Below are 20,655 nucleotides of genomic sequence, written 5' to 3'. Positions count from 1 at the left end.
GGCGCAGGCTGATGCGTATCAACTCCTCCCCACCGAGCCACGGTTATTCTCGGCAGCGGCAAAGCGCCGCCACATGGAGCGATTTTTATGGGTAAGGTTTACGTGGTCGTTGGGGCCGGGTTTCGGGGCTATTGCGACACTCTGCAGCTGCTGCAAGAACCGGGGGCGAAAATCTACATGATCGACCGAGAGCCCTTTTTTGGCGGCATCTCCTACTCGGCCAAGCTCAAGGGCTTTTCGGTCGACAAGGGCGTTCATATGTTTGACGGCATCCCGCAGGCACTGGCCGACAACGTCACCGAGATCATGGAGGGCAAGGTCCGTACCATCGACTTCGTTTCGGTGAGCGCCTTCAACGGCCTGCGCACTGATGGCTTCTCACTGCCGGACCTGGCTTCGCTGCCCGCCGACACCAAAGCACGCATCACGGCGGAACTCCAAGCGCTCTCGCCCAATGCCGGCAAGGGCCCAGCGCACCGCAACCTGCATGAGTTACTCGAAGCGCGCTACGGAGCGACCGCCGGAGGTATCTTCGCCGGCATCTTCAAGAACCTATACAACCTGGACGCCACCGAGGCCCAACCCGACGCCCTGTCCAAGACCTCACTGGGCCGCCTGAAGCATCTGGATGACGCGGAGATGATCGCGCTCAAGGCGTCCGACCCTTTTCTGGATTCGGTGCTGGCCGCACGCCGCAAGGCACTGGGCAAAGTGGACGACTTCGTCTCGATCTATCCCGACACAGGAGAGGCAATGCGTGGCTGGTGCGTGCGAGCCCAGAAATGGCTGGAGGACCGCGGTGTCACCATGTGCCTGGGCCAGGGCATCCAGTCCATCGAAGCCGTGGGTGGCAAGCTGCGCCTGAAGACCGAGGGCCACACCATCGATGCCGACCGCATCGTCTGGACCAACGACAACACCCAGGCCCTGGCCTCGCTGCTGGGCTTCGACTTCGACACCAGCACCCACGTGTCGGGCACGCCGATGCTGTTCGCCACCTTGATCACCAAGGCGGAGCACATCAAGGACTTCACCTACCTGCAGAACTTCGACCCCGAGGGCAAGACCTACCGCACAGCCTCGGCCGGCATCTACAGCGGCCAGGTCGACGCCAACGGCAACAGCTTCGTCACCTCCGAGTGCCCCACGCCCATCGGTTCGGAACGCTGGAACAACCACACCGAGGCACACCACGCCATCTGGAGGGAATGCAAGGACTTGGGCATCGTCAGCCCCGACGCCGTGCTGGCCGACCACGCGGTGATGCGCCTGCCCTCGACCTTCAAGGTCGCCAAGCTCGGCTACGACGAGCGGATCGCGGCGTTCCAGGCCGAAGTGGCCAAGCGCGCGCCGGCCGTGATCTTCCGCGACGTCAAGCCCTTCTTCCGGCGCGACATCTACCTCGACTCGTTCAAGGTTCGCGACCTGGTGAATGCATGACCCCTGCGGACTACACCGGGCACTGGGACGAGAAATTCCGCACGCGAGCCTGGGGACGCTACCCGCCGGAAGACTTGGTGCGCTTCATGGGACGCAACTGGCGCGACGCCAACAAGGCTAGTGTGAAGGTTCTGGAGGTCGGCTGCGGCCCGGGCGCCAACCTGTGGTTCATGCACCGCGAAGGTTTCGCTGTGCATGGCATCGACGTGTCGCCCTCCGCCATAGGAATCGCCCGCGCCCGGATCGCGCACGAGAACGCGGGCATCCCCGCGCCGGCGCCGGACCTGCGCGTGGGCAACTTCAGCAGCCTGCCCTGGCCCGATGCCCACTTTGACGCTGCCGTGGACATCTTCGCGCTGTACGCCAACACCGCCAGCGTGATCCGCGCCACCCTGGCGGAGATCGCCCGCGTGCTCAAGCCCGGCGCGCTGTTCTACAGCAAGCTCTGGGGTACAGGCTGCACCGGCTACGGCACCGGCCGGCAACTGGAGCCCGGCACCTACGACGATATTCCCGAGGGCCCCTGCAAGAGCATGGGCGTTTCGCACTTCTTCACCCGTGAAGAGATTGCACCGATGTTCGGCGCCTGGTTCGACGCGAAAGCCATCGACAGCGTCCAGCGCACGGACGTGGTTGCGAACCAGCGGATCGAGGAATTCCATTGCCAGTTCATCCGGACGGCACGCTGACATGCCCTCGGCCTGCTTCGTCACCCTGAGCCGCTCCGACTACGCCAGCCTGCGGCCGGTGGCGCTGGCGGCGCTGGCGGACCCGGCCATCGACCTGCGCCTAGTCGCCGGCGGCAGCCACGCCCTGGCGCGCTATGGCAACACGCTGCAGCAGATCGAAGCGGATGGGCTGCCGCTGCATGCCGTCACGACGTTCCTGCGCGAAACGGACGACACGCCCGCCGAACTGGCGGCCGCCTTCGCGCGCGCCACGGCCGAGTTCACTCGAATCCTTACCGAGCAGCGGCCCGACTATGTTTTCATCATCGGCGACCGCTGGGAGATGCTGGCCGTGGTGTCGGTGGCTTCGATGCTACAGATACCCGTCGTTCACCATTCCGGCGGCGACATCACGCAGGGCTCGGCCGACAACCAGACGCGCTACGCGCTCACCACGCTGTCGCACCTGCACCTGACGGCACTGCCCGAGCACCGCGACCGCCTGCTGCGCATGGGCGAGGAGGCGTGGCGAGTCATCGCCACCGGCGAGCCGGCCTTGACGGCGTTGGCCGACTATGCACAGGCCTCGCCCGACATCCACGGCCGCCTGGGGCTCAAACCCGGCGAGCCCTTCGTGCTGGCCACTTTCCACCCCACCTCGTTCGACACCGCCGCGCCGGTGCGACAGGTGGAAGTGTTCCTGCAGGCGCTAGACGGCATCACCAACGCCGTGGTGCTGACGGCACCCAACCCGGACGCGGCCAGCGAGCTGTTCCTCACCAAGTTCCGCGACTATGCGGCCGCGCATCCCCATGTCCGGCTGTACGAGGCCCTCGGCGCGCAGAACTACTACGCCGCCATGGCCCGGGCGCGGTACATGATTGGCAATTCCTCCAGCGGCATGTGGGAGAGCGCGAGCTTCCGGCTGCCGGTGGTGAACATCGGGCCGCGGCAGCAGGGCCGTGTGCATGGCGACAACGTGGTGAACTGCGGACTGGAGCCGGCCGCGATCGCGGCGGCCATCGCCGAGGCCACCGATCCGGCCTTCCGCGCAGGCCTAGACGGCCGCAACCCATACGTTCAACCCGACACCGTCACGCGCATCCTGGACTGCCTGAAGCACCCCTGGGACCGCCAGCGCCTGCTGGCCAAGCACTTCGTCGACCCGCTGGGACTGCGCTGAACCATGGACAGGCTGATCCCCGCGAGCGAGCGAGACGGCTGGCGCGAGGCGCTGGCCCCGCTGGGCGAGGTCGATGCGACCTACCTGCCCGAATACCACTTGGCCTACGCCCTGCGCATTCAGGGCTCATCGCCGCTGCTGTGGCACTTCGAGCAGAGTGGTGCGCACTTCCTCTACCCTTTCCTGCTGACGCCGGTGACGCTGGGTGGCAAGGCCACGCCTTACTTCGACATCACCGGGATCTACGGCTATACAGGCCCCATCGCCACCACAGCCGACGCGGCCTTCCTGCGCGCCGCCTGGGCCGCATTCGACGCCTACACGGCGCGGCAGAAAATCATCGCGGAGTTCGTGCGCTTCAGCCCTTTCAACCGCAACGAGGGCTTTGCCCACCCCGGCACCACGGTGATCGCCAACCGCACTCTGGCGGCCTCGCAGTTGCCGACAACCACGGAGGCGTTGCTGCAGTCGCTAGGCTCTAAAACGCGCAACATGTTGCGAAAGGCCGAGCGCGAGGGGCTGGCGGCGCGTGAGTTACCAATGCCGAGATATCTGCCGGCCTTCCGCGCGCTGTACGATGAAACAATGCAGCGGAATCAGGCGCCGGTGTTCTTCCGCTACGACGACGCCTACTGGGAGCAACTGCTGAACCTCGGTGCGCAGGGCCTGCGGCTATTTGGCACGTTCGCAGGCGACAGGCTCGTCGCAGCCTCCATGGCCGTAGCCCATGGCCGCTCGGGCCTGTACCACCTGGGTGCGAGCCTGACGGAGTACGCCCGACTTGGCGCCGGTAATCTGAGCCTTTTCGCAATGTCTCGCGGCCTCGCAGAAGGCGGCGTGGAGTTCCTCAACATGACTGGCGGCCGCACTGCTTCGGTAGACGACCCTTTACTGCTGTTCAAGCGCAGCAACGCCAATGCTACGGCCACCTTCCATATCGGCAAGAGAGTCGTGGACCCCCTCGCTTACAATACCATGGCGACCCTGTGGCACGAGCTGCAGGGGTCGCCACCCGACGCCGAGAAAATCGTTTTCTGGCGCCCTTGAGGGGAAGGCATGGATTTCGTATCAAAGCAGTTTGGCTTCAGGCCGGGTGAACGCTGTATCGTCATCGGCGAGATCGGCGTCAACCACAACCGGCAGGAGGACATGCTCTTCCGCCTGATCGACGAAGGCATCGCCGCCGGACTCGACATCATCAAGCTACAGCGGTTCAAGGCCGAGGAGGAGATCGCCGCCCTGGCGCCGTCCACCGACTACCAGAAAAAGGCCGGGGAAGGCGACGGCCAGTTGGAGATGGCCCGCAAGCTGGAGCTGCCCGACGAATGGCTGGCCAAGGCCTTCGACTATTGCAAGTCGCGCGGCGTCGGCTTCCTGTGCACCGCGTTCGACCACAGCAGTGTCGACTTCCTGGCCGACCGGCTGGGTTGCAAGACCGTCAAGATTCCCTCGCCGGAGGTCAGCAACAAGCCGCTGCTGCAGCACATGGCCCGCAAGTTCGACGGCCTGCTGCTGTCCACCGGCGCCAGCTATCTGGGCGAGGTGGCCAACGCCGTCGACTGGATCGGCCAGGTCGGCACGCGCGAGCTGGCACTCATGCATTGCCTGTCCGAATACCCCGCCCCGGCGGAGCAGGCCAACCTGCGCGCCATGGTGAGCATGCGCGACGCCTTCAATGTGCCCGTAGGCTATTCCGACCACACGCTGGGCCACGTGGTCGCGTCGGTGGCCGCAGGCCTGGGCGCTGCCATGATCGAGAAGCACTACACGCTGGACAAGAACCTGCCGGGCCCGGACCACCAGGCCTCCCTGGACATCGGGGAACTGCGGACCTTCGTCGCCGCCGTGCGCGATGCCAGCGCCAGCCTGGGCGATGGTGTCAAGCGCCCGGTTCCAGCCGAGGTAGCCAACCGCCCGCTGATCCGCAAGAGTGTGGTCTGTGCCGTACCGGCGCTGAAAGCCGGCATCGCCCTTACCGAAGCCATGCTGGGCGTCAAACGGCCATGGACCCAGGGCGCCGTGGAGCCGTTCGAGATCGAGAAGGTGCTGGGCCTGAAGCTGCGCCGCGACAAGCAACACGATGAAGCCATCCTCTGGTCCGATTTCCACTAGCCCGAGGATCCTGTGCATCAGCCTGGGCAGCATCGGCAAGCGCCATCTACGCAACGCGCGCAGCCTGCTGCCGAACGCCCGCATCGCCGTCTGGCGGCAACACACGGCGCCTGACAGCGAGGTGCCCGAGGGCGCAGACGAAGTAGCCGGTAGCCTGCAAGCCGCGTTGGGCTTCGCGCCCGACGCGGTGCTCGTGTCCTCCCCCGCCAGCGAGCACGTCGCCAACGCACGGCCCTTCGCGCAGCGCCATATCCCGATGTTCCTGGAGAAGCCGCTCGCGGCGCGCGGTGATGACCTGGGCGACTTCCCCGCGCTGTGCAGCGCCTCGCGCGGCTTCACGATGGTCGGCTACGTACTCCGCTTCCTGCCCGCGCTGCACGCTATCCGGCAATACATAGCAGATGGCTTCCTGGGCCAGGTACACACCGCGCGCGTCGAAGTCGGCCAGTACCTGCCCGACTGGCGCCCTGGCAGCGACTACCGCCAGGGCGTGAGCGGCCAGAACAAGCTGGGCGGCGGCGCCCTGCTGGAGTTGAGCCACGAGATCGACTACACCACCTGGCTGTTCGGCTGGCCGGCCTCGCTGCAATGCAGCCGCGCGCGCCTCAGCCCACTGGAGATCGACGTCGAAGATTCGGCCCATGTCCTGCTCGAATACTCGGACAAGCGCGTCAGCCTGCAACTGGACTTCCTGCAGCGTGTGGCCAACATGGCTGTGCAGGTCGTGGGCAGCAAGGGCACGCTGATGGCCGACCTGATCAAGGAAGAACTCCGCTTGATCACGCCGGAGCAACCCCAGGGCCTCGCGCTGGAGGCGCCAAAGCTGCCCAACGGCAACGACATCTACCTGCGCCAGTTCGACTTATTCTTCAGCAAAGCCCTGCCCGGCTACCAGCCGGTGTATCCCCAGACAGCGGGTTTCGAAGGCTGGGCCGACGTCGACAGCGCGCAGAAGGTGCTGCGGATCGTCGACCTCGCCAAGCGCGCCAGCGATACCGGCACCCGCCAGGAAATGAAACCATGAGCGCCACCGCCTTCATCTTCGCCCGCGGCGGTTCCAAGGGCGTGAAGAACAAGAACATCTACCGGGTCGCCGGCAAGCCGCTGATTGCGCACAGCATCGCTGGCGCGCTGGCGAGCAAGTCCGTGAGCCGCGTCGTGGTCTCCACCGATGACGCACAGATCGCGGCAGCCGCGCGCGAACATGGCGCCGAGGTGCTGGACCGGCCCGCCGCCTTCGCCGGCGACACCACGCCTGAGATCGTCGCCTGGCGTCACGCCATCGACAGCTTCCCCGAACTTTTCAAGGGCGCCGATACGCAGCCCTTCATCTCGCTGCCGGCCACGTCTCCACTGCGCGCCCCGCAGGACATCGACGCCGCCGTCGAGCGCTTCCGCACGCATCCTTGCGACATACTGTTCAGCATCAGTCCGGCCCATCGGAACCCGCATCTGAACATGGTGACGGTGGATTCAGAGGGCCTGATCCACATTGCTATCCCCGGTTCAGCCGCCGTGCGCCGGCAGGACGTGCCCGAGATGTACGACGTGACAACCTGCGTGTATGTCGGCGATGCCAACTACATCCAGAGCTGCGCGCGCCTGATGGAAGGCCGCGTGGGCCACGTCATCATCCCACCCGAACGGGCGCTGGACATCGACACCTACTACGACATCCACCTGGCCGGGTTGCTGCTCAGCCATCCGTTCGATCCGGCCGGAAAGGGCCAGCCATGACGCGTTACGTTGCCGCCATCACCGGCGGTGCCGGCCACATCGGCCGAGCCATCGCCCGCAAGCTCGCCGGCCGCGGCGTGCTCATCGCCGTGCTCGACAAGAACGCGGATGCGGGCCGCGCCTTCGCCGCCGAGCTGGAAGCCGCCCACCCCGGCGGCCACCGCTTCATCGACGCCGACCTGATGCAGCCGGAGTCTTTTGCCGCCATCCGCGCGCAGATCGAATCCGCGTTCGGCCAGCTCGACTACCTGGTGAACAACGCCGCCTTCTACGACGACGCGCCCGGTTGGGGCGTGCCCTTCGCGCAGGAAGGCTACGAGGCCTGGCTGAAGGTGATGCGCGTCAACTTGCTGGCACCCTTCTTCCTCACGCAGGCACTGCACCCGCTACTGGAGAAGTCCGACGACGCGTCCATCGTCAACATCGGCACGATGTACAGCGCCGTGGGCCCGGACTGGGGTCTGTACGAAGGAACGGACATGACCAACCCTGCGGCGTACTCTGCCAGCAAAGGCGGCATGCTGTCCACCACCCGCTGGCTGGCGACAGCCTTGGCGCCGAAAGTGCGCGTGAACATGGTTTCGCCCGGCGGCATCGAGCGCGGCCATAACGCGCAATTCCTGGAGCGCTACAACAAGCGCACCCCCCTGGGCCGCATGGGCACCGAGAACGACATCTCCGGCATGGTTTCGCTGCTGCTATCGCCCGAGGGGGCCTACATCACCGGCCAGCACATGCTGATCGACGGAGGGTGGACAGCGTGGTGACCGAAACGCAAGCCAACACCCTCAAGGCCTACGACACCATCGCGCCACTGTATGCGGAGTACAGTAGTCGTTACCGCAACTACCTTAATGCGGTAGACCAGCTCATCATCGACCGCATCTCGCCCGGTGCACGCTTACTGGACCTGGGTTCAGGCGATGGCCGCCGGCTACACAAGATAGCCTCGCAGCATCAGCTCACCGACGTCGTCGCCATAGAGCCCAGCGCTGAGATGGCTGCGCTGTGCCGCAAGACCACCGGCTTTCCAGTGCACCAGCTGTTCGGCGACGAGCTGGACCGGTTGGCGGATAGCGGCTTTTCCGCCGTCACCGTGCTGTGGAACGTGTTCGGGCACATGGCCGATTCTGCAGTGCGACTGAAGACACTGGGCCTGCTCAAGGCCAAACTGGCGCCGGATGGATCCATACTGCTAGACGTGAACAATCGCCACAACCGGCTAGCCTACGGGCGCTGGAACGTGAGGAAGCGACGCATGCTGGACGCCGTTGCGTTCAACGAGAAGCGCGGCGACGTGCACTACCAGTGGAAAATCGGCAGCGAGTCGGTGCCTTCCTCGGGCCACCTGTTCACGCCGGGCGAGATGGCCGGGCTGTTCCAGAGCTCGGGCCTGCGGGTGGTCGAGCGGCTGTCGGTCAACTACGCCACGGGCGCGATTTCGACCTCGCCGTTCGACGGTCAGCTTTTCTTCCGCCTCCAACACGCCTGAAACCGGCGTGCTCGCTCAGGGGTTGAAGACGGTGTGGCGCAGCTTCCACTGGCCGTTCTCGTACTTCCACAAGTGCGGCGAGCGGAACTCGTCGCACAGCCTGTCGAAGTATTCGCGCGTCATCACCGGCTGCTTGAACTTGGACGAGATCGCCTTGCCGAACTCGTTCTCGCGGATCGACAGGTACTCGAACAACTCCTTCTCGAAGCGTGCTGGGTATTCGCCGTCGAACTTCCGCACCAGCGCCACGCCTTCATCACGATCGATGTCGCTCGAGCGGATTTCCTGCGAAGCATCGTAGGTGGCGCGGCCGATGCCGAACTTGATGAAGGTGGTGTAGTAGTGCAGGTCGTCCATCTTGTCGTCGATGGAGTTGTACTTTGAGTACGTGCCCAGCGTGCGTTCGGGCGCAGCCTGGAAACCGCCGTGCTCCACCGCGTAGTAGTACGCGCTCTGCGGATGCCACTTCACGTAGTGGCCCAGCCAGTGCACCTCGATGCCCTTGTCGTCACACAACTGCGGGTCGATCGGCAGGTAGGGTTCGAAGTCCTGCGCCTTGAAGTCGAAGTCCTGCTTGAGCTCCTTGAACGAGGTACCGCCCAGGTACACGTCGGAATCGTCGGACATAGTGAAGTACTCGAACTCCTGCATGTCGCGGCGCGAGCTCTTGTTGTGCGCCGAGGAATTGCCATATTCGGCCCCGCTCTCGCCGTAGAAGATGAGCTTGATATCGTACTTGGCCGCCATCTTGGCCGCCAGGTGGCGCTGCCCGATGATGAAGGGCTGAAAAGGGTGCAGTAGGCGGTCAGTCGACAGGCGCGTGAGAAGACGGTGCACGCGGCCGTTGGGCGTAATCAGCACGTTGTCGAAGCCAGCGTGAATCCATGACTGGAAGTTCTTCCAACCCCAATCAGTGTAGATATGGGGGGCCCAGGTCACCGTCAGCGGGGTCATGCCGTACTTGTACTTGAGCAGGTGGGCCTGCATGAAGCTATCCTTGCCACCCGAGCCCGGAATAAGTACGTCGTAGCGCTCGCCATTGCTGCGGTGTGGTGCTAGCAATGCCTCCAGTTCCTTCTCGCGCTCGGCCCAGTCGATGCTCTGCTTCCAGTCTTTGGTCAGACACGCGTCACAGATACCATCCTTGAAGGCAATCACTTCCTTTTTGGTCTCGCGCGTGTGCTTCTGCTCGATGGTGGAATTGGGTCGCTGATTGGAGATGACGCAACTGCGGCAGAACTCCACCCTCTTTGGCAGACCGTAATAGGCCTCATGCGGTGTATCGGTTTCATACTTTGCGTGATCGATCATCCGGTTCTCCAAAGCTCCGGCCGTCACGCCAGGTGCAACTTGTCCAAAATAATGCTGGCGATTTTAAGCGCCGCCGGCTGCGTGGGCAGCTTGCGGGAAATCTCCGCCAGGATGGCTGCAAAGGCCTCGTCGTCGTCCAGCGCCTTGCCGATCTCGCCCGGCAGGTGCTGGTAGCCTAGGCTGCCCCAGGCCACACCCATGGCGGCCAGCGGCAGATCAGGATGCAGATGCGCTTCCAGTTGCAGGATGCGCTTGCGCATGAGGGCCGCTTCCAGGCCAACGGTGGTGGAGCGGGCCAGCAACAGGTCCACGTTGGCCAGCAACTCGTGCAGCGGGCAGTCGGCGGCCAAGAAAGAGCCTGGACGGTGGGTCAGCCAGCGCTCATAGAAGGCACGGTCCTGCGAGGGGTGAGGACGCACCAAGTAGGCCGCACCGTTGGCCGCCGTGGCTGTGTAACAGGCTTCGAGTTCAGCCGTGAGGTCGGCCTCAGTCTTGAAATAGGAGCGTTTGTTAACCGCATCCCACCAAGCGGGCATGTCCGCATGCAGCACCGTCCGGCGGCTGCCAACGCCGGGGAAGTGCCGCTCCATCCAGCCCGACGTCTTGCCATGCGGCAGGACAAGGATTTTGTCGAAAGCCGGATTGCCCGTGAGGTGGAGTTCGCTGATCGCCGGGTTCACCAGGCCATCGGCCAGGAACATTTCCCGCGCCAACTCGTTCAGGAATGTAATGCTCCTGGCCCTGAGCACATGGCCGCCCAGGCCTGTGAACAGGTCGGTCATCGCCAGGTTGGGAATGCCGCGGTCGTTAGCAACAGCCAGCGCCGCCGCTTCGGCGCGCGGCGAATTGGAAGTCACCACGAAATCGGGTCGGAGCCGGTCGAAGACGCGTGCCATCGCATGCAACGGCAGGAAACATTGACGGCCGCGCTGCGCGAATAGCTCGGCCGCCTTTGCGTCGCCGTGCTGCAGCACCAGGTCCTTGTAATTTAAACCCAGGTAGGCGACCGAATCCTCGCGGCTCACGCCCAAGGTGGGTGAATGGTGCTGGCGCGCCAACTCGTCACCCCAAGCACTCGCGTCAGCGTCCTGCGCCGGATCCAGGAAATCGCGGAAACGCAGGCAGTCGATGCCGTTGGCGTTGAGCATGTAAGTTGCCGCAGGGAGGCCCAGCACGTCGATGGTGATACGGCCCTGATTGAACGCCTCGGTTGCGCGCAGTGCGTGCACGACCGGGTAGATCATGTGCACGTGACCGCCGCCATAGGTGACGAACAGCAGACGCTTCGCACAGAACGGACTCATCGCAGGTCCTGATACCAAAGCGCCAACGCCGCCAGCGCGCGCAGCTCGCGCGTTAGATTACAAGTACCGGCCACGTGGCTGTCAAGCATCCGCGTCACTTCCGCGCGCTCGAAGTGCGCGTTCAGTAGCTCACTACCACCCAGCAAGCCGCGCAGCCAAGCTTGGCGTTCGCCGCGGAACCACTCCCCTATGGGCACGGTGAACATCTGCTTCTTGCGGTAGGCCAAGTTCTGGCCTATCAGCGGCGCGACAGCCTTCTTGAGCCAGTGCTTCTTGTCGCCGCTGGCCAGATCCAGCTTAGTAGAGCCGCGCGAACGGAAGGCCAACTCCATCATCCGCCAGTCCAGGAAAGGCGTACGCGCCTCAATGCTCGCAGCCATACCCATACGGTCGGGCTTGACCAGATTGTTGCCACTAAGTAGCAGTTGCATATCCAGGTACAGCGCTTGGTTGATACGATCGAAGTGCGCGGCTTCCTCCAACCATGGCTGGGCAGCGCGCTCGTAGCTGTCGAAACCGTCCAGTTTCGCGCGCATCGCTGGCCGGTACAACGCGGATTTCGCCTGCGGCGTGAACAGCGAAATGCTGTCGAAGTAACGGCGGCGGAACTGATCTACCGGCAGGTCCGCCGCGCCGGGCTGCGAGAAGAATGCATGGTACTTTTCATAGCCCGCGAACAGCTCGTCGCCGCCGTCGCCGGTGAGCACCACTTTCACGTGCTTGGCCGCGAGCTCGCTGACACGCAACATAGGCATGAAGGACGCGTCGCCATGCGGCTGATCCAGGTGATGTAGCACCGTCGGCCAGCGGTCCAACATGTTTAACGCTGCCACTTCCATGGTGTGGGAGCACCCAAAGCGCATAGCAGCTTCGGATGCATACAGCGACTCATCGTAGAGCGGGTCAACAAAGCCGATACAGAATGTTTTGACCGGCTCCTTAACATGACGCGCCATCAGGCCGACGATGGTGCTTGAGTCCACCCCCCCTGAGAGGAAGGCCCCCCAAGGCACGTCGGCGCGCAGCCTGATACGCGTTGAGTCGTCCAGCGTGGCCATGAATTCGGTAGACCATTCTTCAAAGCAGTAGTCGCGCTCTTGCTGGTCGGCCAAACTCCACCAACGCTTCACCTGTGGTACGCCCGAGCGCGTCAGCCTCATCCACGTGCCAGGCATCACGTGTTTCACGTCTTTCCAAATGGTCCAAGGAGCCGGAATGTAATTGAACGTCAAGAAATGGTGAATTGCTTCCAGATCGATAGCAGACTCCAAGGAGTCCACATGCGCAATAGGCCGAAAAGCCTTTATTTCTGAGCCGAAGAAGCAACGCTGACCGTTATCGCTGAAGTACAACGGCTTGACACCGATACGATCGCGGACAAGGTACAGCGAATCTTGGGACGCGTCGTCGATCGCGATTGCGAACATGCCATTGAGTCGGCGCACGAAATCGATGCCCTCGCGCTCGTACAGCCGCAGGATCACTTCGGTATCCGAAGCAGTGTCCAGCTTCACCCCCTGAGCGCGCAGTTCGGCGGCCAGCTCCACGTAGTTGAAGATCTCGCCGTTCTGCACCACCGCCACACGGCCGTCGGCCGAGTACATGGGCTGGTGACCTCCGGCAATGTCGATGATCGACAATCTCTGATTACCGATGGCCACTCCGCGTTCGGGTCGATGGTGTATGCCACCGTCGTCCGGGCCACGGTGGACAATCCGCTGCGCCATACCGGTCAATGCTTCATCGGCAATCGCACGACGTCCACGGTCCCAATAACCAAAGATACCGCACATCGCTAGTTGCTTCCTTTGCCAGCCAAGCGGCCAAGGGTCCAGAAAATTACCTTCAAATCCAGCCAGAGGCTGGCCTCGCGCACATAGCGCAGATCGGCCTCCAATCGCTGATCCCCTACTGCATTAGATCTGTACAGAACCTGCGCCAACCCCGTGATGCCTGGTCGCACCCGGTGCCGCTCCTCCCACTGCGCAACCGTATAGTCCCGACGCTGCACAGGAACATCAGGCCTAGGGCCGACTACACTCATTTCACCTTTCAGCACGTTCAGCAACTGGGGCAGCTCATCCAAGCTGGTGCGACGAAGGAATCGGCCCACTCTGGTAATACGCGGATCATCGACGACCGTCTGATAGGAGCCAAGGGCGGCAGCGTTTTTTACCATGCTGCGGAATTTGAGCATTCCAAACTCGCGCCCATTCAGCCCAACACGTACCTGTCGAAAAAAAACTGGCTGCCCTGACTCCAAGAAAACTGCTAGTGCTGAGCCAAAAAGCAGGGGACTGAGCAATGCCAGCGCAAGCAGCGAGAACAAAATATCAAACACCCGCTTCAAGGGAACTCCTAGGTGTGCGTGCCCATCGCCTGGGTAATATCGCCGATCTTCGCAGCAACCCGCTGTCTATCCACCTCAATTACGGCGGGCGAGCGCTTCACGAGCTTATGCTCCGCGTCCCGTAAGCTCCCGACCTGAGCCTCCAGAAGCGCAAGGTCAGCGCAATGGAACGTACGCGACAAAATAACCGCCCCAGATCCCAGCCGCAGGTGCTCAGCCAACACATCCCGCCCCGGTAAAAGGCCATCATCCAGCCGGGCAATTCCCCCAAATCCAAAGCGCAGCCCCTGAGCTTGCACCCTGGCCGCCACCCGGTCCAGCACACCTTGCGCCAGAGGTTCAAACATGAAGCGGCAACCCAAGGAAAGATGCAGGTCGTTGAGCCCCACGAACACTTCACACAACCCCTGGGTCCCCACCCAATCATCCAGCGACTGTAGAGCCCCCGCTGTCTCCAGCAATGCCACGATGGGCGCCCGCCCTGCGACAAGGCGACTGAACGTCTGCAGCTCATCAGGGGAGTGAAACATGGGCAACATCACCCAATCAGCGCCTTGAGCCAAAACGGCGTCCAGCTCGCCAGACGTGCCCGCGTGCAGGGGATTGACGCGCACCATGAGCCGTGAATGCTTGAGCTGCGACTTGATGCGGCCAACGTCATCCAGCCGGTGGGTACTGATAAAGGTGTTACGGCCAGCTTGGCGCTCCGCCTTGCCGTTTACTTCCAGATCAACAAACAGGCGCATGCCCGGCAATGCGTCGCAGCGGCGCGCCAGGGCGGGGTCGTTGGTGATCTGGAGGAGTTCAATCATGGCGTGGCGCAGATTATGACCGCAGGGCACGGCGCAATCCGGGGCTGGAAAACCAGCATATCGCTACAACAAAGATAGCAGATAGTGCACTACCAACAAGCGGGAGGGCCTGTTTTAAACCGAATTCACGAACCGGTACAGGCGCAGCGTCAGCGCTTCCCCACCAGAGCGCCAAACCAGCAACCGCCACCAAGCCGCACAGCGGTGCCAAGAGTGCTCGCACGGGAATCCAATGCCGCAGGGCAGAAGCGCCCAGCGCACCCCAGGCGATCAGGACGGCAACAACAAACCCGGCGTTCAAGCCCCACATGAGCGCACCACCTGCCGTCCACCCCACAGCCCCCACCGCCAGCAACAGCGCCAGCGCCACGCCGTAGGCCAACACGGCAAAACGCATGCGCCCTACCGAAGCCAGTACCGTCAAGGCCACCGCCAGCAGCGCCTGCGGCAACAAGCCCCATGCCCCCACGCGGCCCCAGGCAGCGATCTGCGCCAAGGCGGATGCATCCATGCGCCCCCAGCCGAACAACAGGGACGCAATAGCAGGCGCGCCCACCAGCAATGCCGCAGCCGCAGCGCAGGCCAAGGTCCAGGCCAGCACCAGGGCATTGCGTACCGATGTCGCCATGCCCTCGGCGCCAGAGGACCCCGCGCCAGACTGCGCCGCATGCGCCCGCGCGATCGCAGGGAAAGCCAGCGACGCCACAAGCTGGATGGCCAGCACCAGCGGTAACTCCACCAGCTTCCAGGCATAGTTGAAGGTCGCCAAAGCCCCCTCGCCCGCACCGGACGCAAAGGTGCGAGCCACAAAAGGCAATGTCAAAGGCAGGCCAGCCCCCAAGGCAGCCCACATCCAGATTCGCCATCCCGGCAAAGGCGCCGCCGCTGAAGGCGGATTCACCCGCAATGCGGGTTGGCGCAAATGCCGCATGCGCCACCCCTGCCACAACAACCGCAAAACAACCGCCAACAAGAGGAACATGCCCAGTGTTCGCGTCGCCCCTTCTGCCGTGCCATACAAACCTAAAAACAGCAGCGCGGCGATGAGCACGCTGTTCACCACCAGGTTTGCGCTGTACAGGCCCACAAAATCACGCTCATGCTGCAGCCTGGTCGCCCACAGACCGGCCAGCATGGCGGCGGGCAGGGCCAGAGCGCTCCAAACCACCGCACTGCTGGCCGCCTGCTGCAAATCGGCTGAGACACCCGGCACCAGCAAGCCGCCCAACGGGACTTGAAACACGCACATCGCGCCCGCCAGGGCGACGCTCCCCCACAGCAAGCGGCGGGCCACGCGGTTCTGGGTGGCGTTTTGCCCCTCGACGGGCTCTTTGGCCCATTGTGGCAACAGCACATAGGCCAGTGCACCGGTGACAAGCACGCCAGCGAGCCAGTCCGGCAGCGTCAGCAAGACGACGGCCACGTCGGCCATGCCAGAGCTGCCAAAAGCGGCCGCCAACGCCGTTTCGCGCAATACCCCCAGCACGCGGCTGACAAGCAGCAACAACAGCGAAAGCAGGCCAGCTTTAAGGAACATGCAGCAAATTATCCGGGCTCAGGCCAGCGCAAACTCCACACGGCACGGCCAAAAAACTAAAATCACGGGTTTTGGTCCGAAACAACGCCTCTGAACGCCTCCATCTGCGGGCGGCCCTCCATGTCTGACAACAACACAACACTCCCCTCCCAGGACGACAACCAGCTCATCGCCGAGCGCCGTGAAAAGCTCCGCGCCTTGCGCGAAGTGCAAGCCAATGGTGGCGGCGTGGCCTTCCCCAACAACTTCAAGCCTGCCCACAAAGCGGCGCAGTTGCACCTGGAGCATGGCGAGACTGCAAACGAAACGTTGGAGGCAGCACCCGTCAGCGTCTCCGTGGCTGGCCGCATGATGCTCAAGCGCGTGATGGGCAAAGCCAGTTTCGCCACCATCCAGGACGGCTCGCTGGGCGACGTGGGCGGCCGCATCCAGCTCTATGTGACCCGTGACGCCGTGGGCGAAGACCTGTACGCCGCGTTCAAGCACTGGGACCTGGGCGACATCGTGGGCGCCGAGGGCACGCTGATGAAGACCAAGACCGGCGAGCTGTCGATCAAGGTGACCAGCCTGCGCCTCTTGACCAAGAGCCTGCGCCCCCTGCCCGACAAGTTCCACGGCATGGCTGACCAGGAGCAAAAATACCGCCAGCGCTATGTGGACCTGATCACCGACGAGCAGGCCCGCAAGCGCTTCATGGCGCGCAGCAAGGCGGTGAGCGGCCTGCGCGAGTTCATGGTGAGCCACGGTTTCCTGGAAGTCGAAACCCCCATGCTGCACCCCATCCCGGGTGGGGCCAACGCCAAGCCGTTCGTCACGCACCACAACGCGCTGGAGCAGGAGATGTACCTGCGCATTGCGCCGGAGCTGTACCTCAAGCGCCTGATCGTGGGTGGCTTCGAGCGCGTGTTCGAGATCAACCGCAGCTACCGCAACGAAGGTATCTCGGTGCGCCACAACCCCGAGTTCACCATGATGGAGTTCTACGCGGCGTACTGGAACTACCTGGACCTGATGGACTTCACCGAGACGCTGATCCGCGAGGTGGCTTTGAAGGCCACAGGCTCACTGCAGCTGAGCTACGGTGGGCGCGACGTGGATCTGAGCCAGCCTTTTGCCCGCCTGACCATCCGCGAAGCCATCTTCCAATACACAGAAGCAGGCGCCCATGTGGACGATGCCGCCTGGCTCATCAGCGCCCTCAAGAAGCTGGGCATGACGGAAGAGAAGGACAAGCTCTCCACCCGCTCGCTGGCCAGCCTGCAGGTGTTCTACTTTGAAGAAACCGTGGAAGACAAGCTCTGGCAGCCCACCTTCATCATGGAGCACCCCACCGAAATCTCGCCCCTGGCACGTGCCAACGACACCCGCCCCGAAGTGACGGAGCGCTTCGAGCTGTACATCACCGGCCGCGAGTTCGGCAACGGCTTCAGCGAGTTGAACGATGCCGAAGACCAGGCCGCGCGCTTCCACGCCCAGGTGGCGGCCAAAGACAGTGGCGACGACGAGGCCATGTTCTATGACCACGACTTCGTGCGCGCGCTGGAATACGGCATGCCCCCCACAGGGGGTTGCGGCATTGGCATTGACCGGCTCATGATGCTGCTGACCGACAGCCCGAGCATCCGCGACGTGATCCTGTTCCCGGCGCTGCGCCGCGAATCCTGAGCCTGTGCGAGGCTCCGGGGCCATGTACTCCGGGAGCCCGAGACCGCGCCTTTCTTGAAGGCGCCAAGGAGACCCACCGTGCCTTTCAGCTCCAGCAACGCCCCCTACCCGGCCCCCGAGCCCCTGCCCACCGGCAATGCGTTCTCGGTGCTGGTGGTGGAGGACCAGGGCTCCGTGCGCGCAGCGCTGGTGGCCGAGTTGCGGCGTGCTGGCGTGTCCGACATTTTCGAGGCGCCCGAGGGCCAGGCTGCACTGCACCTCTTCAAGACCCACCGCCCAGACCTGGTGCTGCTCGACATCAAGCTGCCTGGCCAGGACGGCTACTGGGTGGCCCAGCAGATGCGCGAAAGCGAGGCGGGCGACTGGACACCCATCATCTTCCTGTCCGGCCTGGACAACGAGCTGGATGTGTGGCGCGGCATCGAGGTGGGCGGCGACGACTACCTGGTCAAACCCGTCAAACCCATCGTGCTCATGGCCAAGCTGCGTGCCATGCGGCGCCTGCTGGACATGCGCCGTCGGCTGGTGACGATGTCGGCCGAGCTGCATGCGGCCAACCAGCGCCTCAATGAGATGGTGGAGATCGACGCCCTCACCGGCCTGGTCAACCGCCGAGGCTTTGACCGCATCCTGCACAACGAGATCCTGGCCGCACGGCGCGACGGCACGCCGCTCACGCTGATGCTGTGCGACCTGGACCACTTCAAGCTCTTCAACGACGCCAGCGGCCACGTGCAAGGCGACGCCTGCCTGAAAGAGGTGGGCCGCCTGCTGCGCGAAGTGTGCGTGCGCCCCCGGGACGTGGCCTCGCGGTACGGCGGCGAAGAGTTCGCCCTCATCCTGCCCAACACGCCCCGCTCGGGCGCGATGACGTTTGCGCGTGCGCTGGGGCAGTTGCTCAAGGTGCGGGCCATTGCGCATGCCAACTCGCCCCTGGGCAGCACGCTCACGCTGTCGGGGGGCATTACCACCTGCGTGCCCGACGACAGCACCAATGCCGAGAGCATGATCATGCGTGCCGACCAGGCCCTGTATGCCGCCAAGGCCCAGGGCCGCAACCGTTTCTTCAGTTTTGAAATGCAGATGGACACCGTGGAGCAACTGCGCAATTGAGTTTCTTTTCCGCCTTCTCGTTTGACGCCACGGAGCGCAATGCACGCACCGTGGCCTCCCGCATGCAGCTCTTGAAAACCCGCCTGCCCGACTGGGTGCAGGACTGGCTGGAGGTCATCATCCCCGGCACGCAGATCCTGCTGATCCTGTTCGCCGCCTGGCTGCTGCAGCGTGTGCTGCGCCGCATCGTGCGCCGCGCTAGCAGCCACTACCAGGTGCCCGACGAACTGGTGGTGCCCATGAACGGGCTGATCCGCTGGACCATCGTGGCCAGTGCAGTGCTACTGGTACTGGAGCGCATGGGCGTGTCAGCCACCGTGCTCTGGACCGCTTTCACCGGCTTTGCCACGGTGGGGGCCGTCGCCTTCTTCGCGGCGTGGAGCGTGCTGTCCAACCTGTTTTGTGCGCTGCTGATCTTCACCGTGCGGCCGTTCAAGATTGGTGACTACATCGAAGTGCTGGACACCGCCGAAAAGCCTGGCGCCAAGGGCCGCGTGGTGGACATCAACCTGCTCTACACCACGCTGGAAGACCACGGCGCCGCAGCCGGACAGGTGGCCTGGCTGCAGATTCCCAATGCGCTGGTGTTCCAGCGTGTGGTGCGCAGGTTTCAGGGGGTACCACCACCCCCTGCCCCACCGCTCACCGCCGCAGCGCAGGCAGATGCGGCCGCCAATGCCTCAGCTGCCGCACCGGCGCCCGTGACGCCGAGCCCTTTCAACACCCCCTAACGCTGCACCTGACGAGGGGACAGGGCACAGCAAGGCCTGTCTGCCTGCCGCTGGCAGGTCGGGGCATGGAGGTCAGGGCAAGAGATCCAGCGCCTGCATGTACGCAGGCTGCAGCATCAGTTCGTCCCAGGGCTGGGGCAGGGTTTCGGGCAGCAGCGCCAGGCGGCGCGATTCGCTGTCTGCGCTGGGCTGCCAGCGGCCCTGCTTGCGGGCCTTTTCCAAGCCGTCGATCAGCTCGTCCACCGCCTGGCCGTCGCCCAGGCTCTGGTTGCACAGCAGCACCAGGTCGCAACCCGCTTGCAGTGCCGCAATGCCGGCATCGGTGTAGCTCACCACCTGGCCGTCCAGGCGGCGCGCGCCCTCCATGCTCAGGTCGTCGCTGAAGATGGCGCCATCAAACCGCATCTGGCGGCGCAGGATGTCTTGCAGCCATCGTTGCGAAAAACCGGCGGGGCGGCTGTCCACCTTGGGATAGATGACGTGGGCGGGCATCACGCTGGTGAGCGTGCTGCTGAGCCAGGGGTACGGTGCGGCGTCGTCGGCCAGGATGGCCTTGAGGCTGCGCTTGTCCACCGGCACATCGGTGTGCGAATCGGCCTTGACGAAGCCGTGGCCGGGAAAGTGCTTGCCGCAGTTGGCCATGCCCGCCTGCAGCAGGCCGTGCATGAGGCTCTTGGCCAGCAGCGCCACCACGCGTGGGTCGCGGTGGAAGGAGCGGTCGCCAATCACGCCGCTTTCGCCCCAGTCAAGATCGAGCACGGGCGTGAAGCTGAAGTCCACGCCACAGGCGCGCAACTCGGCCCCCAGCACATAGCCCGCTGCTGTGGCCGCATTGGTGGCGCGCAGCGCGCCGCTGCCAGGCACGGCCTTGGCGCCCTGGCCGTCATCCATCCACATCTCGCCCAGCGCGCGCATAGGCGGCAGGTGGGTGAAGCCATCGGTGCGAAAGCGCTGCACACGGCCGCCTTCGTGGTCCACACAGATCAGCAGGTCGTCGCGCACCGCCTTGATGCTGCTGGTGAGCTGCAGCAGCTGCGCGCGGCTTTCCCAGTTGCGGGCAAACAGGATCACACCGCCGGTCAGCGGGTGGACCAGGCGGCGGCGGTCCACGTCGGTGAGTGTGGTGCCCGCCACGTCGAGAATCAGGGGTGCGTGTTCAGTCATCGGAATCCATCAGAGATTTACTATCAAAACAATAGC

The 20,655-nt window shown here is 63.9% G+C and carries 19 protein-coding genes; 12 read left to right on the top strand and 7 right to left on the bottom strand.

The window, feature by feature from the left end:
* Positions 1-87 precede the first annotated feature (87 nt).
* From ACSQ3O_RS07370 to ACSQ3O_RS07330, 9 genes are read left to right on the top strand one after another with little or no spacing between them, the layout of a single operon-like run.
* Positions 88-1,440, top strand: coding sequence for an NAD(P)-binding protein (locus ACSQ3O_RS07370; RefSeq protein WP_436138377.1), 1,353 nt, complete (start codon positions 88-90; stop codon positions 1,438-1,440).
* On the top strand, positions 1,437-2,129 hold the full coding sequence (locus tag ACSQ3O_RS07365) for a class I SAM-dependent methyltransferase (protein WP_436138376.1): 693 nt from the start codon (positions 1,437-1,439) through the stop codon (positions 2,127-2,129). Before ACSQ3O_RS07370 ends, ACSQ3O_RS07365 begins: the two co-directional genes overlap by 4 nt.
* A 1-nt stretch (position 2,130) precedes the next feature.
* Positions 2,131-3,291, top strand: a complete 1,161-nt coding sequence (neuC, locus tag ACSQ3O_RS07360) for a UDP-N-acetylglucosamine 2-epimerase (RefSeq protein WP_436138375.1) — start codon at positions 2,131-2,133, stop codon at positions 3,289-3,291.
* A gap of 3 nt (positions 3,292-3,294) precedes the next feature.
* Positions 3,295-4,338, top strand: a complete 1,044-nt coding sequence (locus tag ACSQ3O_RS07355; RefSeq protein WP_436138374.1) for a GNAT family N-acetyltransferase — start codon at positions 3,295-3,297, stop codon at positions 4,336-4,338.
* Between the two features lie 9 nt (positions 4,339-4,347).
* Positions 4,348-5,403 carry an N-acetylneuraminate synthase family protein gene (locus tag ACSQ3O_RS07350; protein ID WP_436138373.1) on the top strand — a complete coding sequence of 352 codons (1,056 nt, stop codon included), beginning with the start codon at positions 4,348-4,350 and terminating at the stop codon, positions 5,401-5,403.
* Positions 5,372-6,427 carry a Gfo/Idh/MocA family protein gene (locus ACSQ3O_RS07345; protein WP_436138372.1) on the top strand — a complete coding sequence of 352 codons (1,056 nt, stop codon included), beginning with the start codon at positions 5,372-5,374 and terminating at the stop codon, positions 6,425-6,427. The genes ACSQ3O_RS07350 and ACSQ3O_RS07345 overlap by 32 nt, the downstream gene beginning before the upstream one ends.
* Positions 6,424-7,140, top strand: coding sequence for an acylneuraminate cytidylyltransferase family protein (locus ACSQ3O_RS07340; RefSeq protein WP_436138371.1), 717 nt, complete (start codon positions 6,424-6,426; stop codon positions 7,138-7,140). Before ACSQ3O_RS07345 ends, ACSQ3O_RS07340 begins: the two co-directional genes overlap by 4 nt.
* Entirely contained in the window at positions 7,137-7,907 is a 771-nt protein-coding gene (locus ACSQ3O_RS07335; protein WP_436138370.1) for an SDR family NAD(P)-dependent oxidoreductase, read from the top strand. Before ACSQ3O_RS07340 ends, ACSQ3O_RS07335 begins: the two co-directional genes overlap by 4 nt.
* Entirely contained in the window at positions 7,904-8,632 is a 729-nt protein-coding gene (locus ACSQ3O_RS07330) for a class I SAM-dependent methyltransferase (protein WP_436138369.1), read from the top strand. Before ACSQ3O_RS07335 ends, ACSQ3O_RS07330 begins: the two co-directional genes overlap by 4 nt.
* 15 nt (positions 8,633-8,647) lie before the next feature.
* Here ACSQ3O_RS07330 and ACSQ3O_RS07325 read toward each other — a convergent pair whose 3' ends face one another.
* From ACSQ3O_RS07325 to ACSQ3O_RS07300, 6 genes are read right to left on the bottom strand one after another with little or no spacing between them, the layout of a single operon-like run.
* Positions 8,648-9,943, bottom strand: a complete 1,296-nt coding sequence (locus tag ACSQ3O_RS07325; RefSeq protein WP_436138368.1) for an N-acetyl sugar amidotransferase — start codon at positions 9,941-9,943, stop codon at positions 8,648-8,650.
* 23 nt (positions 9,944-9,966) lie between these two features.
* The gene (locus tag ACSQ3O_RS07320; RefSeq protein ID WP_436138367.1) at positions 9,967-11,247 is read right to left on the bottom strand and encodes a hypothetical protein; all 1,281 of its coding nucleotides are present in this window, start codon (positions 11,245-11,247) and stop codon (positions 9,967-9,969) included.
* Entirely contained in the window at positions 11,244-13,040 is a 1,797-nt protein-coding gene (gene asnB / locus ACSQ3O_RS07315) for an asparagine synthase (glutamine-hydrolyzing) (RefSeq protein ID WP_436138366.1), read from the bottom strand. Before asnB ends, ACSQ3O_RS07320 begins: the two co-directional genes overlap by 4 nt.
* A gap of 2 nt (positions 13,041-13,042) precedes the next feature.
* Positions 13,043-13,588: a sugar transferase gene (locus ACSQ3O_RS07310; RefSeq protein ID WP_436141089.1), complete on the bottom strand. Its 546-nt coding sequence runs from the start codon at positions 13,586-13,588 to the stop codon at positions 13,043-13,045.
* A 17-nt stretch (positions 13,589-13,605) separates the two neighbouring features.
* On the bottom strand, positions 13,606-14,409 hold the full coding sequence (locus tag ACSQ3O_RS07305) for an aldolase/citrate lyase family protein (protein ID WP_436138365.1): 804 nt from the start codon (positions 14,407-14,409) through the stop codon (positions 13,606-13,608).
* A gap of 13 nt (positions 14,410-14,422) precedes the next feature.
* Positions 14,423-15,946, bottom strand: coding sequence for a lipid II flippase MurJ (locus tag ACSQ3O_RS07300; protein ID WP_436138364.1), 1,524 nt, complete (start codon positions 15,944-15,946; stop codon positions 14,423-14,425).
* A 120-nt stretch (positions 15,947-16,066) separates the two neighbouring features.
* On the opposite strand from ACSQ3O_RS07300, the gene lysS reads away from it, so the two are divergent.
* From lysS to ACSQ3O_RS07285, 3 genes are all read left to right on the top strand, one after another.
* Positions 16,067-17,611: a lysine--tRNA ligase gene (gene lysS, locus ACSQ3O_RS07295; protein WP_436138363.1), complete on the top strand. Its 1,545-nt coding sequence runs from the start codon at positions 16,067-16,069 to the stop codon at positions 17,609-17,611.
* Positions 17,612-17,689: 78 nt separating this feature from the next.
* Entirely contained in the window at positions 17,690-18,724 is a 1,035-nt protein-coding gene (locus ACSQ3O_RS07290; RefSeq protein WP_137746193.1) for a GGDEF domain-containing response regulator, read from the top strand.
* A 62-nt stretch (positions 18,725-18,786) separates the two neighbouring features.
* On the top strand, positions 18,787-19,455 hold the full coding sequence (locus ACSQ3O_RS07285) for a mechanosensitive ion channel family protein (protein ID WP_436141088.1): 669 nt from the start codon (positions 18,787-18,789) through the stop codon (positions 19,453-19,455).
* A 72-nt stretch (positions 19,456-19,527) separates the two neighbouring features.
* Here ACSQ3O_RS07285 and nagZ read toward each other — a convergent pair whose 3' ends face one another.
* The gene (gene nagZ / locus ACSQ3O_RS07280) at positions 19,528-20,619 is read right to left on the bottom strand and encodes a beta-N-acetylhexosaminidase (RefSeq protein ID WP_137746191.1); all 1,092 of its coding nucleotides are present in this window, start codon (positions 20,617-20,619) and stop codon (positions 19,528-19,530) included.
* Between the last annotated feature and the right edge of the window lie 36 nt (positions 20,620-20,655).

This window comes from Acidovorax sp. LjRoot74 (assembly GCF_964254355.1).
GTDB lineage: Bacteria > Pseudomonadota > Gammaproteobacteria > Burkholderiales > Burkholderiaceae_C > Acidovorax.
The sequence above is the reverse complement of the archived record's forward strand: the minus strand, read 5'-3'. Positions and strand labels throughout refer to the sequence as shown.